This window comes from Streptomyces sp. SJL17-4 (assembly GCF_036826855.1).
Classification (GTDB): Bacteria; Actinomycetota; Actinomycetes; order Streptomycetales; family Streptomycetaceae; genus Streptomyces.
The window spans coordinates 4,571,142-4,585,557 of sequence record NZ_CP104578.1 but is presented as its reverse complement, the minus strand read 5'-3'; the positions used below and the strand labels follow the sequence as shown (position 1 = coordinate 4,585,557).

Sequence of the window (14,416 nt, the reverse complement as noted above, 5' to 3'; positions counted from 1 at the left end):
GCCGTCCCGCGCGTGAAGCGCGGGGCGGCCCTTTCTGCTGTGTCAGGCGTATCAGGCGGTCTTCTGGGCGACGTACTTCTCCACGAGCCGACCCTGGAAGTCGTAGACCCAGCTGTTGGCACCCTGCTTGGGGGTGTCGATGGCGGCGAGCTTGTAGTGGTGCTTGCCGGCGTCGACGAGCTTGTACGTCCAGCCGTGGTGGGCGGCGGTCGGGTGCTCGAGGTCGAGGGAGCCGATGGGGGCGCCGTTCTTCTGGGTGAGCTCGACGCGGGGCCGGCTCTTGCTCGCGAAGAACTTGGCGACGTTCCCGTCGGGGAGGGTGATCCGGGCGTCGGCCGCGCGCACGGTGTTCTTCTTCTGGTGCGGGTGGGGCTTGGGCTGGGGCTTCGGGGTCGGCTTGGGCTCCGGCTTCGGGGCGGGCTTCGGGGTGGTCTCGACCCACGACCGCACGGTGCCGTCGGGCCGGAGGACGACATGGAGGCCGTTGTTCTGCCCGTACGCGGGCTGCCCGTCGGTGCTGACGAGGGTGTCGATCAGGGACCCACCGGCGTAGATCTCGGCGGAGAAGCGATCGGGGCCGTCCTTGTAGACCTTGGCGAGGGAACCGTCGGCGAGGTCGACGTTCCGCCAGAGAACCGACTCGTCGCTCGACGTCGGCGTCGGGTCCGGGCCCTGGTCCGGCCCGTCGGCGGCGAAGGCTCCGGCGGCCGGCAGGAGGAGGGCGGCGACGGCCCCGGTGGCGACGGCGGCGGTACGGGCGGAACGACGGGTGACACGCATCGGAAGAGCTCCTTGCTCGGGTCGCTGACATCTCCGAAGCTACGAGTACGACATTGAGGTGATACGTCGGATTTGTAACGACGACCGCAAGCCTGCCCACCGACCGTGTCACGGCCCACGGCGGTTCCGCTCAACCCCCTAGGGGATGTCACAGCTCAGTGGCAAGGACAGGTCCGGGGAGCGCCCGCACGGCGGAAGCGGGTACGTTCGACGACGTGGCTGGATTCAGGAACGGACGCGGCCGGGACAACCGCCCCCCGCACAATCAACCGCAGCAGGCGCCGTACGGGTACAACGCGGCCCCGCCGCCGTACCCGCAGCAGCAGTGGCAACAGCAGCCACCGCAGGGGCAGCAGGGGCAGCAGGGATACCCGGGGCAGCAGGGACAGCAGGGACAGCAGGGACAGCCCTACGGGGAGCCGGAGTACTTCGGCGAGCCGTACGGCCAGCCGCAGCACCCGCACGCGGCGACGGCGAACAACCCGGGCCACACCCAGATGTTCAGCGTCGACGACCCCTACGGCGACGCCTCGACCCACCGCCCCGGCGCCGCGCCCGTCCCGACGGGCCCCCGGCTCCCGTGGAAGGCGCTCCTGAGCGGCATCGTGCTGCGCCCGGCGGACACGTTCCTGCGCATGCGGGACCACGCCGTGTGGGGCCCGGCGCTGATCGTCACCTTCCTGTACGGGCTGCTCGCGCTGTTCGGTTTCGACACGGCGCGCGACGAGGTGATCAACGCGACCCTGTCGACGGCGATCCCGTCCGTCCTGATGACCGGCGTCGCCTTCGTCGTCGGCGGACTGATCCTGGGCGCCGTGACGCACACGCTGGCGCGCCAGCTGGGCGGCGACGGGGCGTGGCAGCCGACGGTGGGCCTGTCGATGCTGATCATGTCGATCACGGACGCGCCGCGGCTCGTCTTCGCGATGTTCCTGGGCGGCGAGAACGGCCTGGTCCAGGTGATCGGCTGGCTGACCTGGCTGGCGGCCGGAGCGCTCTTCACGATGATGGTGAGCCGCTCGCACGACCTGCCGTGGCCGAAGGCGCTGGGCGCGTCGGCGATCCAGCTGGTGGCGCTGCTGAGCCTGATCAAGCTCGGCATGCTCTGACGACACGGGAAACGGAACACGAAGAGGCCCCCACCGCACCCGGTGGGGGCCTCTTGGCGTCTCGTCCCGCGGGCTCAGGCGTCGAGGACCTGGCCCTCGCGCTTGACGACGGGCGGCTCGACCGACCAGGGGAAGTTGATCCACTCGTCGGTCTTCTTCCACACGTACTCGCACTTCACGAGGGAGTGGGACTTCTCGTAGATGACGGCGGAGCGGACCTCGGCGACGTGGTCGACGCAGAAGTCGTGGACGAGCTTGAGGGTCTTGCCGGTGTCGGCGACGTCGTCGGTGATGAGCACCTTCTTGTCGCTGAAGTCGATCGCGTCGGGCACGGGCGCGAGCATGACCGGCATCTCCAGGGTGGTCCCCACCCCGGTGTAGAACTCGACGTTCACGAGATGGATGTTCTTGCAGTCGAGGGCGTAGGCGAGCCCGCCGGCGACGAACACCCCTCCCCGGGCGATGGAGAGCACGATGTCGGGCTCGTAGCCGTCGTCGGCGATGGTCTGCGCCAGCTCACGGACGGCGCGCCCGAAACCCTCGTACGTCAGGTTCTCGCGTACTTCACTCATGCCTGCGACCGCCTCACACCTGGGTCCGATGGAAGTTCATGAACGAGCGGGAGGCCGTCGGCCCCCGCTGGCCCTGGTACCGGGAGCCGTACCGCTCGCTCCCGTACGGGAACTCGGCGGGCGAGCTCAGCCGGAACATGCACAGCTGGCCGATCTTCATGCCAGGCCAGAGCTTGATCGGCAGGGTGGCGAGGTTCGACAGCTCCAGGGTCACGTGCCCGGAGAAACCCGGGTCGATGAACCCGGCGGTCGAGTGCGTCACGAGCCCCAGCCGCCCGAGAGAGCTCTTCCCCTCCAGCCGCGACGCGATGTCGTCCGGCAGGGTGATGACCTCGTAGGTCGAGGCGAGCACGAACTCGCCGGGGTGGAGGATGAACGCCTCGTCACCCTCGGGCTCGACCTCACGGGTCAGGTCGAGCTGCTCGACGGCGGGGTCGATGTGGGGGTAGCGGTGGTTCTCGAACACCCGGAAGAAGCGGTCAAGCCTCACGTCGATGCTCGAGGGCTGCACCATGGATTCGTCGTACGGGTCGATGCGCACCCGTCCGGCATCGATCTCGGCCCGGATGTCCTTGTCTGAGAGAAGCACGCCCCCACGATACGCAGAGGGCGCGGACCTGCCCCAATCGGCAGGCATCCGCGCCCCGGGCGCAGGTCAGCGCCGCCCGGTCTCCACCGGCACCGCGTGCCGCAGCCGCGCACACCGCGGACACCGGATGAGCCGCCCTGGCCCGATCCGCCCGGCCCCGAGCTGCTGCAACGGGAACGAAGCGGTACTGAACACATGCCCTTCGGCACAACGGACGACGGTGCGCTCCATCGAACCCATCAAGTCCCTTCCCCTACACACATGGTGGACGGGAAGCCACATTAGGGGATCAACGGGACACCCTCCAGACGGCACTCCGCACCCGAAAAAGCACAAGCTTCGCCTCAAGTGGCGCATGGGGTACAGTGTGCAACGATGCGGCACCGATCACCGGGCCGCTGCGCGGATGTAGTTTAATGGTAGAACATGAGCTTCCCAAGCTTATAGCGCGGGTTCGATTCCCGTCATCCGCTCTTCTACGAAGCCCCAGGTCAGCGACCTGGGGCTTGTTTGTTGTCCAGACCTATCCGGGGCTCGCGTGCCCTTCGCGTGCGGCTGCGTTGGAGCCAGGGGGCGGGGGCGGGAGCTTGCGGACGACGGCTCCGGAGCGGCCCGCCGAACCCGTACCGAGCCGGTGTCGAGGTCGATGCCGGCACGGCGCAGCTCGGCCGGTTCCTCCGGCCTCCGACGCCGCCACATCGGGACGGGCTTCACCCGTGTGCCTCGCTTCGCGGTCGACCTGATGCAGACGGTCGCTGTCCGTGTGAGCGTGATCCGAGGTAGTCCGTACCCACGCATCAGGAGGAGTCGCGGTCATGGGCGGTAAGCAGGACAAGCATCAGGAGCCGGGCAAGGGCCGCGAGGCACAAGGGCACCAGCGACCGGGAGACCCCGCGCACCCCCAGCCGGGCAGGCAGTCCCGCGAACGGGGACAGAAGCAGGGCCAGAAGGAGACCTCGCGCCGCGAGGACGAGCTGCTGCGCGAAGAGGACCTTCACGACGAGCCGCTCTGAGCCGCTCTGAGCCGCCCTGACCGGAGCAGTACTCGTCCGCACGTCCAGAGCCCGGTCGGTCCACAGTCACCGCGCCGAGCTCTGTAACGTCCAGGCCGACGCCCGACCTTGAGGCTCGCAGCCGCACACGGCGTCGACGTCATGCCTCATCGAGGCTGACCGCCGCACCCGGCGGGACCGCGCCGAGGCCGCCCGAGCCGGCAGGTCACGGCCCTGCCGGTCGAGGCGCGCCGGAAGCGACTGCGCACCTCCTTTCCCCGCTCTGCAGGTTCGACTCGACAGTGAATGCCCGCATCGCGGGGCGTCGCGTCGCATCCGCCGGACGGAGATCGCAAGACTTGGTCGCCGGTGACCGCCGGCAGCACACGACCACCTGATGAGCAGGGGATGTTGTGACACGACAGGTCATTCCGCACGACGTCATGGGCACCGGCTCCGAGCGAGCCCTCCTGCTCCACAACTGGTTCGGCGACAGGTCGAGCTTCGACCCGATGCGTGACCACTTGAACGGGGACGCGTTCAGCTACGCCTTCCTGGACTGCCGCGGCTACGGCGAGGCGATCGACGCCGACGGCGCGTTCACGATGGACGAGGTCGCCGGGGATGCCTTGGCCGTGGCCGACCATCTGGGCTGGGAGTCCTTCTCGGTCATCGGCCACTCCATGGGCGCCAAGGCGGCCCAACTGATGCTGCTGGAGACCCCGCAGCGCATCCGCTCGATCATCGGCATCTCGCCGGTACCTGCGTCCGGCTTCCCGCTCGAAGGGGAGATGTGGGAGCTGTTCGCCGGGGCCGCGAAGAATCCCGGCAACCGCAGGGCGATCATCGACAACACCACCGGCGGGCTGCGCGATGACGCCTGGCTGGACGGGATGGTGAGCCGCTCGGTGGGATGTTCCTCGGCGACGGCCTTTCGCACGTACCTGGACTCCTGGGCGCGTGTCGACTTCCACGAGCGGGTGAAGGACAACCCGGTCCCCGTCCTCCTCCTCGCCGGCGCGAACGACCCCGCGCTGGGGCCCGAGGCCATGCGAGCGACCTGGATCCAGTGGTATCCGAATGCTCAGCTGGAGGTGCTCCCGGACACGGGACACTACGCACCGGAGGAGTCCCCCGAGGCCGCCGCCGCGGCCATCGAGCGATACCTCGGCCGCTGAGGGTTCAGGATCGGGCTGTCGGGTCGGCGGTGGCACCGTCACACTGCGCGAACGCAAGACCTGTCGAGCTCTCCCTCCCGACCTGTCAGGCCCGCGGTCGTACAATGGGACATGGATCGAGCACGCTCACGTGTGACGATCCGGAAGGGCGGCCTCGGCGGAGTGAATGCGCTGGGGCCGTTGTGACGACCGCCGCCATGAGGCCCGCGTCGCACCCCAGCGTCCGCAGGGCCTCTTCGAGCGCGGCAGAGGTGACCGTGACCGGTGTGCGGTAGGCATCGCCGAGCATCAGCGTCCTCACAGCCAGCGGATCGGTCCCCTCCGGGACGACGGCGTCCAGGGCCCCGAGGCCAAGAGATGGGCACGGTACGTCGGCAGCGGGCTGGTCGCGGCAACCGCTGGCATCGGGGCTGGACCTGACCAGGTCCCGAGGTCACCGGAGCGGGCGGTGGCGGGCTGAGCGGCGGGTGCGCATGGCCATGTAGAGCAAGGCTGCCACGAGTACCGCGATGCCGATGAACAGCAGGAAGAGGAGTCCGTCGGCGACGGCGCCGATGAGGCCCAGGATGATCGCGATGATGATCAGGGCGAGGAAGAGTGTCATGGGGCCACCTCCCGGCGGTCGGGGGCTCAGCGTCTGGCGAGTTGCCGTTCGTCGTTCGTACCGGGTTCGTAGGTGAGGCCGTAGTGGCGGAAGACGGCTTCCTCGTCCTCGAAGGGCAGGACGTCGTCCGGGCCGATGGAGGGGCTCTGTTTCACCAGTTTCCTGTCGTGGGCGACCCGCACGTACCCCGGCCCCACCGTCGCCCCTTCCAGGGGGACGAACACCAGGCGGTGCCGGGTGGGCAGGCCGACGCGGACCGTGGCCATGGCCGGTTCGTCGGTGCTGGTGTCGACGTAGACGGATTCCAGTTCGCCTATCTTGTGGCCGCCGGGGTCCACCACGGCCTGGTTGCGCCACTCGCGGATGTCCGCCGTCTGGATCATGTCTCTCCTCCCTGTTCGGTCGTCGGTGGGGGAAGTGCGGCGACGAGGAGCTCGGTGGCCTGCGTGATGTTGTCCGCGCGGACCGCACGGGCCATGGCCGTGCGGGCGGCGTCGGGTTCCGTGTCCGGCGGCACCACCATCAGTGCGAAGTGGTCCTTGTCGCCTCGGGTGATCAGGACGGTGTCGTCGCCGACGGGGAAGGAGTCGAGGTGCACGACCTGGTCGCCGATGATCAGCCGGGGCGGGATCGCGTCCCACGCGGTGGCGTCCAGGCCGACCCGGGTGATGGGTCCGAGGTGTTCGGTCAGGGCTCCCACCAGCGCGGGAACCTCCTGCTCCACGTCTCGGGTGCGCGGCCACCACGCCCCGTCGAGGACGCCCTGCCGGGAGTGCGTCGTCTCCAGCCGGAGCAGAGCCGTACCGGGGCGCACCGCCTGGTGGATCTCGTCCGGCAGGAGCAAGGGGGGCGGGATGTCGGAGTCGGCCATGGTGGATCCGCTCGTCTACGGGTGAAGTGCCGCGGCCCGTCACGGCCGCGCCCACGGGGCGACAGGCCGCCGGCGGGGCGACCGTGCCGTCATCTCACGGTAACTCCGGCTCCCGCAGGTCCGCCCGTCGCCGCACACTCTTTCGTACGAACCGGAAGTCCCTCCCCGTATCGGGCCGTGAACGGACTGTTCGGACGTACGCTGGAAGTACCGGAAGTACTTCGAGCACCAGCTTTCACGCAGGTGTCATTTCCGGGGAAAACGAACAACCGGGCTGCCGACGGGCGGCCCGGGGGCAGGTCCGCCATGACCACCACCCTCGACAGGACAGCGAACCGCGCCCTCTCCCCAGGACTTCCGGCCCGCTTGTCGCTCACCCCGAAGACCACCCTTGCCGGTCGGCTCGACGGCGCCTGGTGGCCCCGTTCCCGCGACCTGGCAGCCGAGTTGCCGGCGCTGGCCGACGCCCTCGAAGGACGCTCGGGCCGCATCACCCGTGTCCTGGTGAACCCCGGCCACTGGCCCGTCGTCCCGCACAAGGTCGCCGCCACCGGCCACGTCCTGCACGTGGGCTGGTTCACCGAGCAGGACCCGGACAAGGTCATCCTGCTGTCCTACACGACCGGCCGCTGCGACCTGCTCGTCATTCCGCCCGAGACCGAACCCGCCTCCGCGGCCCGGCTGATGACTGCCGCCGCGCTCCCCGGCAGCGTTCTCACCGCGGGCTCGCTGATGTCCGGCGAGGCCGCGACCAGCCGCCGTATGCGGGAGGCACGGAGCAGCGAAGACGCCTGGGAGACCGACGGCGGGGCCGACCCGGCGCCCCGGTCGCACCCAGCGGCGCACCCCGTCGTCGGCGCGCGGATGATCCCGCTGCCGGGACACACCGGGAGGTGAGGACATGGAGACCGTGATCACGCTCCTGGCAGCCGCACTTCTGATCGCGCTCGGCACACGCCTGATCCACCGGCTCAACGCCCAGCACGACGCGCGCATAGCGGCCCACCACTTCAGCGACCCCTACCCCTCCCTCAGCCGTCCCCCCGGTCACAACAACCCCGGGGCGCCCGAACGGATCGCCGATCGGCGGCCTACAGGCACCTGGCCGTGACCTGCCCGACCTCAGACCACTCCTCCGGCCGAAGGCCGCGGGTGGGGCACCCGACACCCGGGACAACCCACCCGCCGGCCTCTCGCTTCTGTCCCGAACGGAGCACGCCCGTCTTGCACCCCACCGAGAACGAACCACTGCCGCAGGCCGAACACGCCGAGATCCGTATCGTCTCCGCCACCCCCGAGGCCGCCCGCGCGGTCGCCGAAGTGATCCGCCGGTGCTTCGCCGGGACGGAACAGCGCAGCTACCCCGTGCCGGGCGGCGGCACACGGCTCCACCTCACCGTCGACACCGAGACCACCGCCGGACCCGCCCGCACCTGGCTCGCCACCAGCAGACCACCCACCGGCACCGGCCCCCACCCCGAGGAACGCTGACCGGCCACGAACGGCACCACACCACGACAGGACCACGCGGCCATGGCGACACTCCACGAGCGGCAGCGGTACCGCCGACAGATCCTCCAGGCGCTCTACGCGGCCGCCGAAGGAAACCGCCTGCTCGGCATCACCGGAGCCGCGCTCAACCACGACCTGCGCATCCCGGAGCAGGATCTCGCCGCCGCCTGCTCCTACCTCGCGGGCGAGGGACTGGTCACCGTCGACTGGGAGCCGGGAAACACACCCGCGATGGTCTCGCTCACCCACCAGGGCATCCGCCTCATGGAAGCGGAGGAGGAAGAGGGCGGCTGAGCCGGTCCGCCTCCGGACCTGCCGGGCTCGAAAGGGCCCGGAGAGGGAGGCCCGGCCACCTGCAACCGGTGTCCCCACATGGTGGCCATGTGGCGTGACCTGCCGCCGAGGAGCATCCTGAAGGCCACATCTCTGGTACGGGCCGCTCCGGTACCCAGTCGCCGCGCGGCCGCGGCACCCGCCCCGTACGGCAGGACCGGGCGAGGTCATCGCCGCTCGGTTGGAGGCAACGGGATGACCCTCGGACGGCTCGGGAAACCCGATCGCTCGGAGAGCTTCGGAGAGGGACTCCTGGGCGCGGTCCTGGACCGGGCGCACGAGCTGCCGCCCGACCGGATCGGGCTGGTCATCGCCGAGACAGTGGGCCGGTTGGGGGGCAGGGATCCGCAGATCCTGCTTCAGGACTACGGGCAGCAGAGGCTGGTGCCCCTGCTCGCCGAAGGGCTGACGGGCGGCGAGCCCCTCTCCATCGACGACTCGGAGGCCGGCAGGTGTTTCCTCACGTCTCGCCCGGTCGAGCTGGCGCTGGCCGATGGGGTACGCGTCCACCTACCGCTGCTCGACGGCGGCGACCAAGCCGTCCTGGCCGTCACCCTGGACGCGGTCGACGACGACGACCGCCGCATCCTGCGCAGGATCGCGGGGTTGGCCGCCGACCTGCTGCAGACCAAGAACAACCACACCGACCTCTTCTTCCGCACCCGCCGCAGCGAGCCGATGAGCGTCGCCGCGGAGATCCAGTGGTCGCTCCTGCCGCCGCTGACCATGACCATGCCGCGCGTCGCCGTCGCCGGAGTCCTCGAACCCGCCTACGACATCGCGGGCGACAGCTTCGACTACGCCCTGAACGGCGACACCTTCCACCTCGCCGTGATCGACGCCATGGGCCACGGCCTGAACGCGGCCACCCTGGCCACCGTCGCCATCGGCGCCTACCGGCACGCCCGCCGCATCAGCATCGAGCTGTCCGAGATCTACCTCTTCATGGACCGGGCGGTGGCCGAGCAGTTCGCCCCCGACCACTTCGTCACCGCACAGATGATGCGGCTGGACACGACCACCGGCCGTCTCCAGTGGGTCAACGCGGGACACCCTGCCCCCGTCCTGATCCGCGAGCACCGTGTCATGGGCCGCCTGGACAGCCCCACCACCCTCCCCGTCGGCTTCGGAGGAGCCCAGCCACAGGTCAGCAGCGTGATGCTCGAACCGGGGGACCGCGTCCTCTGCTTCACCGACGGCCTGATCGAGGAGCACGAGAGCGGGCAGGAGCAGTTCGGCGAGGACCAGCTCATCGACTGGGTGAACCAGCTGGAGAAGGCGGACCGAGGCGTTCGCGCGGTGGCACGGGACCTGTCCCATACGCTCAAGCGAGCACGCGGCGAAGCCACCTCGGACGACGCCACTCTCGTCCTGGTCGAGTGGCGTGGCTGATCCGCCGTCGTGCCACAACGCGTGGTACCGGGCCCTCCAAGGTCGGCACGGGCCGGTCCGTCGGCCCACGGCTCAGGCTTTGGCCGCATACCTTGCCGACGCTAAGGTGAGGCGCCGTACTCGGCGGATCGCTTCCCTGAGGGAAGATCGCTCCCCTGAGGGAGGTGGGGATGGGGCTCATGGACGCGGACCACGCGGGGCTGGTCGTCGCGGCGCAGGCCGGTGACGATCGGGCGCGCGAGGAGCTGATCGCCGCGTACCTGCCGTTGGTCTACAACATCGTCGGGCGAGCGCTGAGCGGACACGCCGACGCCGACGACGTCGTCCAGGAGACCCTGCTGCGCGTGGTGCGCGACCTGCCTGCCCTGCGTGCCCCGGAGAGCTTCCGGTCCTGGCTGGTGTCGATCACGCTCCGCCAGATCAATACCCACTGGCACCGGCAACGCACCTTCTCCGACCGGACCACGGTCATCGACGAGGCACGCCAGATACCGGACGCCGGGGCCGAACCCGAGGACGTCACGATCCTGCGTCTGCATCTGTCGGACGAGCGCCGGCAGGCCGTCGAAGCCGGCCGGTGGCTCGACGAGGACCAACGGGCGCTGCTGTCGCTGTGGTGGCAAGAACGCGCCGGCTCGCTGAGCCGTGACGACATCGCCGCCGCGACGGGACTCACCGTCGCCCACGTCGGAGTACGCCTGCAACGCATGCGCGAGCAGTTGGAACTGAGCCGGGCGATCGTCGCCGCGCTGGAGGCCGACCCGCGCTGTCCGCAGCTGAACGAGACCGTCGCCGGCTGGGACGGTCTCCCCGCATCGGTGTGGCGCAAGCGGATCGCGCGGCACACCCGCGGCTGCCCGGTGTGCATGGCGACGACGACAGAACGGGTTCCGGCCGAACTCCTGCTCCTCAGCCTCGCGCCGCTGGCCGTCCCTGCCGGGCTCGTCGCCGCGCTGGCCGCCAAGGGCCTGCTGTCGGGTACGGCCGCGAGCGCCGCCGGGCTGGCCACGGCACACGCCGTCGTCGGCACGGCGACGGCGACGGCGACGGCGACGGCGACGGCGACGGCGGGAGGCGGTCTCCACAGTGCGCTGATCGGCAAACTCAGCGCGGTGACCGCTCATCCGCTGGTGAGCCTCGCCACCGGCGCGGTGCTCATCGCCGGGACCGCCACCTACGCGACCTGGCCCGAACCGGCGCATCGGCAGCCCGGCGTCATCGCCGCGCCCACGGTCGGCAACCCCACGGTCAGCACTCCCACGCCGATCCCGTCGCGCACCACCACCTCGGCCGAACCGTCCCCGGTGCGTCCGTCCGCCTCCGCGGGCACTGTTCCGCTGGGCGCACAGTCGCTGGAGTCCGTGGACCAGCCCGCCCTGTACCTCACGTACGCCGGCGACTTCGCGACGCTCGGCCGAGAGCCGGCCACGTTCACGGTCGTCGGGGGGCTGGCCGACACACGGTGCGTCACCTTCCGCGCCGCGGACGGCCGGTACCTCCGCCACCGTTACCTGCGGCTGCGGCTGAGCAGCGACGACGGCAGCGACCTGTTCCGTGAAGACGCCACCTTCTGTCCGCGGCCGGGGGCGGTCGCCGGGTCGGTGACCCTGCACGCGCACAACTATCCGGGATCGGTCATCCGCCACCGCGACGGCGGCGTCTGGCTCGATGGCTCCGACGGCACTCGGACCTTCGCCGGCCAGGCTTCCTTCATCCTGCGCAGGCCCGGGGCCTGAGAACCGCTCCACCTTCACCGGTGATCAGGGCGGTGCGCCCATTCCCAGCGACGACCGGACCACGGGGCTCGGCATAACGCTTTCTGCCCGCGAGATGCATCACTGAGCAATCGTCCGGACGGCGCGACTTTTCCGTTACGAGACCGCGAGCGCGGAAGCCTCCCATGCATGGGGTGCTCTTCCCGCCGCTCACCAAGACGGGCAGGCGTGGCGGGTTCCCCGATATCCCCCTTGGACGCATCCCCGGAAGAAAGCCCCTCCCATGACGCGACACGGCCCCACGATCACGGCACCCAGGGTGACCCGCGACCCCCGAGGAGAATCATGAAGGGCCTGCACCGGCTCAGCCGGCGTCGCCGAACAGTGACGGCAGGACTGTCGGCCGCAGCGGTGGTGGCCGGAGTCGTGACGCTCCTCCCCAGCTCCGCCGGAGCCGCGAGCCTGGGTACGCAGGCGGCCCCCTCGGGCAGGTACTTCGGCACCGCTGTGGCCGCCGGCAGGCTCGGCGACTCGGCGTACACCGCGATCGCCGACCGGGAGTTCAACATGATCACCCCGGAGAACGAGATGAAGTGGGACGCCGTCGAGCCGTCCCGCGGCACCTTCACCTTCGGCCCCGCCGACCGGATCGTCGACCGTGCGAAGGCGAACGGACAGCGCGTGCGCGGCCACACCGCGGTCTGGCACTCGCAGCTCCCCGCCTGGGTCGGCTCGATCGGAGACGCGAACACGCTCCGCGGCGTGATGAACCGTCACATCACCACCACGATGACCCACTTCAAGGGCAAGATCTACGCGTGGGACGTGGTCAACGAGGCGTTCGCCGACGGCCCCGGCGGCCAACTCCGCAGCTCGGTGTTCCAGAAGGTCCTGGGCAACGGCTTCATCGAGGAGGCGTTCCGCACCGCCCGTGCGGCCGACTCCTCGGCCAAGCTCTGTTACAACGACTACAACATCGAGAACTGGTCGGACGCCAAGACCCAGGGCGTCTACAGAATGGTCAAGGACTTCAAGGCCCGCGGCGTCCCCATCGACTGCGTAGGGCTCCAGAGCCACTTCGGAGCGGGCGGCCCGCCGGCGAGCTTCAGGACCACCCTGGCCAACTTCGCCGCCCTGGGCGTCGACGTCCAGATCACCGAGCTGGACATCGCCCAGGCATCGCCCACCCACTACGCCGGCGCGGTCAAGGCCTGCCTGTCCGTGGCCCGTTGCACCGGCATCACGGTGTGGGGCGTTCGTGACAGCGACTCCTGGCGCAGCGGCGAACGCCCGCTCCTGTTCGACAACAACGGCAAGCCCAAGCCCGCGTACACCGCCGTCATGAGTGCCCTCAGCTCCGGCCCGGGTACCACCCCGAGCAAGCCGGCCGACGGTACGGGTACGGGTACGGGTACCGGTACGGGGGAGATCAAGGGCGTGGCCTCCGGCCGCTGTATCGACATCCCCGCCTCCACCACCGCCAACGGCACCCAGGCGCAGCTGTGGGACTGCAGTGGCCAGGCCAACCAGCGCTGGACCCACACCGCCGGCAAGCAGCTGAAGATCCACGGCGACAAGTGCCTGGACGCCAAGAGCAAGGGCACCACCAACGGCACCGCGGTGGTCATCTGGGACTGCAACGGCGGCACCAACCAGCAGTGGAACATCCACACCAACGGCACGATCACCGGCGTCCAGTCCGGGCTGTGCCTCGACGCCGTCGGCGCGGCCACCGCCAACGGCACCAAGCTCCAGCTGCACGCCTGTGGGGGCGTCGGCAACCAGAAGTGGACCGCCCCGTCCGGATCGGGCGGCGGCACGTGCGCGCTTCCGTCGACGTACAAGTGGAATTCGACGGGTGCCCTGGCGCAGCCTGCGAACGGGTGGGCCTCGCTGAAGGACTTCACCCACGTGGTGCTGGGCGGCAAGCACCTGGTCTACGGGTCGAACTTCAACGGCTCGACGTACGGCTCGATGACGTTCAGCCCCTTCACCAACTGGTCGGACATGGCGTCCGCCGGACAGAAGGCGATGAGCCGGCCCGCGGTCGCGCCCACGCTGTTCTACTTCGCGCCCAAGAAGATCTGGCTCCTCGCGTACCAGTGGGGCCAGTGGCCCTTCATCTACCGCACGTCGAGCGACCCCACCGACCCCGACGGCTGGTCCGCCCCGCAGCCGCTGTTCACCGGCAGCATCCCCCGCACCGACTCCCCCACCGGCCCGATCGACCAGACCCTGATCGCCGACGACCAGAACATGTACCTGTTCTTCGCCGGTGACAACGGCAGGATCTACCGGGCGAGCATGCCGATCGGGAACTTCCCGGGCAACTTCGGCTCGTCGTACACGACGGTCATGAGCGACACGGAAGCCAGGCTGTTCGAGGCCCCCCAGGTCTACAAGGTCCAGGGCCGGCAGCAGTACCTCATGATCGTCGAGGCGAAGGGCGCGCAGGGGCGCTACTTCCGCTCGTTCACGGCCTCCAGCCTCAGCGGTTCGTGGACCCCGCAGGCCGGCAGCGAGAGCAGCCCCTTCGCGGGCAAGGCGAACAGCGGTGCCACCTGGACCAACGACATCAGCCACGGTGACCTGGTTCGCAACAATCCCGACCAGACCATGACCATCGACCCCTGCAACCTGCAGTTCCTCTACCAGGGCAAATCCCCCACCGCGGGCGGTCCCTACGACCGACTGCCGTACCGGCCGGGTGTCCTCACCCTGCAGCGCTGACTGCCCGATCCACGGTCATACGCAAGGAGAAACACCCCC

At 69.8% G+C, this 14,416-nt stretch carries 16 protein-coding genes and 1 tRNA gene; 11 read left to right on the top strand and 6 right to left on the bottom strand.

The genetic code is table 11. The features are described from left to right. Positions 1-51: 51 nt before the first annotated feature. Complete coding sequence (locus N5875_RS20600; protein WP_338495338.1) at positions 52-780, bottom strand: hypothetical protein; 729 nt, start codon at positions 778-780, stop codon at positions 52-54. A gap of 215 nt (positions 781-995) precedes the next feature. Between N5875_RS20600 and N5875_RS20595 the strand changes: the two genes are divergently transcribed. Continuing rightward, positions 996-1,889, top strand: a complete 894-nt coding sequence (locus tag N5875_RS20595; protein ID WP_338495336.1) for a Yip1 family protein — start codon at positions 996-998, stop codon at positions 1,887-1,889. Positions 1,890-1,963: 74 nt separating this feature from the next. On the opposite strand, the gene N5875_RS20590 is transcribed toward N5875_RS20595, so the two are convergent. Further along, positions 1,964-2,461, bottom strand: a complete 498-nt coding sequence (locus N5875_RS20590) for a phosphoribosyltransferase (protein ID WP_030323619.1) — start codon at positions 2,459-2,461, stop codon at positions 1,964-1,966. A gap of 13 nt (positions 2,462-2,474) precedes the next feature. Beyond that, positions 2,475-3,050, bottom strand: a complete 576-nt coding sequence (gene dcd, locus N5875_RS20585; protein ID WP_017240230.1) for a dCTP deaminase — start codon at positions 3,048-3,050, stop codon at positions 2,475-2,477. Positions 3,051-3,452: 402 nt separating this feature from the next. Between dcd and N5875_RS20580 the strand changes: the two genes are divergently transcribed. The 3 genes from N5875_RS20580 to N5875_RS20570 all read left to right on the top strand — a co-directional run bounded on the left by N5875_RS20580 (position 3,453) and on the right by N5875_RS20570 (position 5,220). Then, positions 3,453-3,523, top strand: a tRNA-Gly gene (locus N5875_RS20580). Positions 3,524-3,865: 342 nt separating this feature from the next. Next, complete coding sequence (locus tag N5875_RS20575; RefSeq protein ID WP_338495330.1) at positions 3,866-4,063, top strand: hypothetical protein; 198 nt, start codon at positions 3,866-3,868, stop codon at positions 4,061-4,063. A 392-nt stretch (positions 4,064-4,455) separates the two neighbouring features. After that, a complete protein-coding gene (locus N5875_RS20570; protein WP_338495328.1) occupies positions 4,456-5,220 on the top strand; it encodes an alpha/beta fold hydrolase in 765 nt (254 codons plus the stop codon). 433 nt (positions 5,221-5,653) lie between these two features. Here the strand turns inward: N5875_RS20570 and N5875_RS20565 are convergent, their stop codons facing one another. From N5875_RS20565 to N5875_RS20555, 3 genes are read right to left on the bottom strand one after another with little or no spacing between them, the layout of a single operon-like run. Beyond that, positions 5,654-5,824, bottom strand: coding sequence for a hypothetical protein (locus N5875_RS20565; RefSeq protein ID WP_338495327.1), 171 nt, complete (start codon positions 5,822-5,824; stop codon positions 5,654-5,656). Positions 5,825-5,850: 26 nt separating this feature from the next. Next, a complete protein-coding gene (locus tag N5875_RS20560; RefSeq protein ID WP_338495325.1) occupies positions 5,851-6,207 on the bottom strand; it encodes a PRC-barrel domain-containing protein in 357 nt (118 codons plus the stop codon). Then, positions 6,204-6,695: a DUF5994 family protein gene (locus tag N5875_RS20555; RefSeq protein ID WP_338495323.1), complete on the bottom strand. Its 492-nt coding sequence runs from the start codon at positions 6,693-6,695 to the stop codon at positions 6,204-6,206. The genes N5875_RS20560 and N5875_RS20555 overlap by 4 nt, the downstream gene beginning before the upstream one ends. A 306-nt stretch (positions 6,696-7,001) precedes the next feature. Between N5875_RS20555 and N5875_RS20550 the strand changes: the two genes are divergently transcribed. The 7 genes from N5875_RS20550 to N5875_RS20520 all read left to right on the top strand — a co-directional run bounded on the left by N5875_RS20550 (position 7,002) and on the right by N5875_RS20520 (position 14,377). Beyond that, positions 7,002-7,592 (top strand): DUF5994 family protein, encoded by a 591-nt coding sequence (locus N5875_RS20550; protein ID WP_338495321.1) that lies wholly within the window; start codon positions 7,002-7,004, stop codon positions 7,590-7,592. 4 nt (positions 7,593-7,596) lie between these two features. Then, positions 7,597-7,806 (top strand): hypothetical protein, encoded by a 210-nt coding sequence (locus N5875_RS20545; protein ID WP_338495319.1) that lies wholly within the window; start codon positions 7,597-7,599, stop codon positions 7,804-7,806. A 113-nt stretch (positions 7,807-7,919) separates the two neighbouring features. Continuing rightward, positions 7,920-8,186, top strand: a complete 267-nt coding sequence (locus tag N5875_RS20540; protein ID WP_338495318.1) for a hypothetical protein — start codon at positions 7,920-7,922, stop codon at positions 8,184-8,186. Positions 8,187-8,228: 42 nt separating this feature from the next. Beyond that, the gene (locus N5875_RS20535; protein ID WP_338495316.1) at positions 8,229-8,501 is read left to right on the top strand and encodes a hypothetical protein; all 273 of its coding nucleotides are present in this window, start codon (positions 8,229-8,231) and stop codon (positions 8,499-8,501) included. 234 nt (positions 8,502-8,735) lie between these two features. Next, on the top strand, positions 8,736-9,932 hold the full coding sequence (locus N5875_RS20530) for a PP2C family protein-serine/threonine phosphatase (protein ID WP_338495314.1): 1,197 nt from the start codon (positions 8,736-8,738) through the stop codon (positions 9,930-9,932). 170 nt (positions 9,933-10,102) lie between these two features. Further along, positions 10,103-11,668: a sigma-70 family RNA polymerase sigma factor gene (locus tag N5875_RS20525; protein WP_338495312.1), complete on the top strand. Its 1,566-nt coding sequence runs from the start codon at positions 10,103-10,105 to the stop codon at positions 11,666-11,668. A 324-nt stretch (positions 11,669-11,992) separates the two neighbouring features. After that, the gene (locus N5875_RS20520; RefSeq protein WP_338495310.1) at positions 11,993-14,377 is read left to right on the top strand and encodes a non-reducing end alpha-L-arabinofuranosidase family hydrolase; all 2,385 of its coding nucleotides are present in this window, start codon (positions 11,993-11,995) and stop codon (positions 14,375-14,377) included. The last annotated feature ends 39 nt before the right edge of the window (positions 14,378-14,416 follow it).

Coding starts and splice junctions, on each gene's coding strand:
- N5875_RS20600 (WP_338495338.1), bottom strand. CDS start 780: ATGCGTGTCACCCGTCGTTCCGCCCGTACCGCCGCCGTCGCCACCGGG.
- N5875_RS20590 (WP_030323619.1), bottom strand. CDS start 2,461: ATGAGTGAAGTACGCGAGAACCTGACGTACGAGGGTTTCGGGCGCGCC.
- N5875_RS20575 (WP_338495330.1), top strand. CDS start 3,866: ATGGGCGGTAAGCAGGACAAGCATCAGGAGCCGGGCAAGGGCCGCGAG.
- N5875_RS20565 (WP_338495327.1), bottom strand. CDS start 5,824: ATGACACTCTTCCTCGCCCTGATCATCATCGCGATCATCCTGGGCCTC.
- N5875_RS20560 (WP_338495325.1), bottom strand. CDS start 6,207: ATGATCCAGACGGCGGACATCCGCGAGTGGCGCAACCAGGCCGTGGTG.
- N5875_RS20555 (WP_338495323.1), bottom strand. CDS start 6,695: ATGGCCGACTCCGACATCCCGCCCCCCTTGCTCCTGCCGGACGAGATC.
- N5875_RS20550 (WP_338495321.1), top strand. CDS start 7,002: ATGACCACCACCCTCGACAGGACAGCGAACCGCGCCCTCTCCCCAGGA.
- N5875_RS20545 (WP_338495319.1), top strand. CDS start 7,597: ATGGAGACCGTGATCACGCTCCTGGCAGCCGCACTTCTGATCGCGCTC.
- N5875_RS20535 (WP_338495316.1), top strand. CDS start 8,229: ATGGCGACACTCCACGAGCGGCAGCGGTACCGCCGACAGATCCTCCAG.
- N5875_RS20530 (WP_338495314.1), top strand. CDS start 8,736: ATGACCCTCGGACGGCTCGGGAAACCCGATCGCTCGGAGAGCTTCGGA.
- N5875_RS20525 (WP_338495312.1), top strand. CDS start 10,103: ATGGGGCTCATGGACGCGGACCACGCGGGGCTGGTCGTCGCGGCGCAG.
- N5875_RS20520 (WP_338495310.1), top strand. CDS start 11,993: ATGAAGGGCCTGCACCGGCTCAGCCGGCGTCGCCGAACAGTGACGGCA.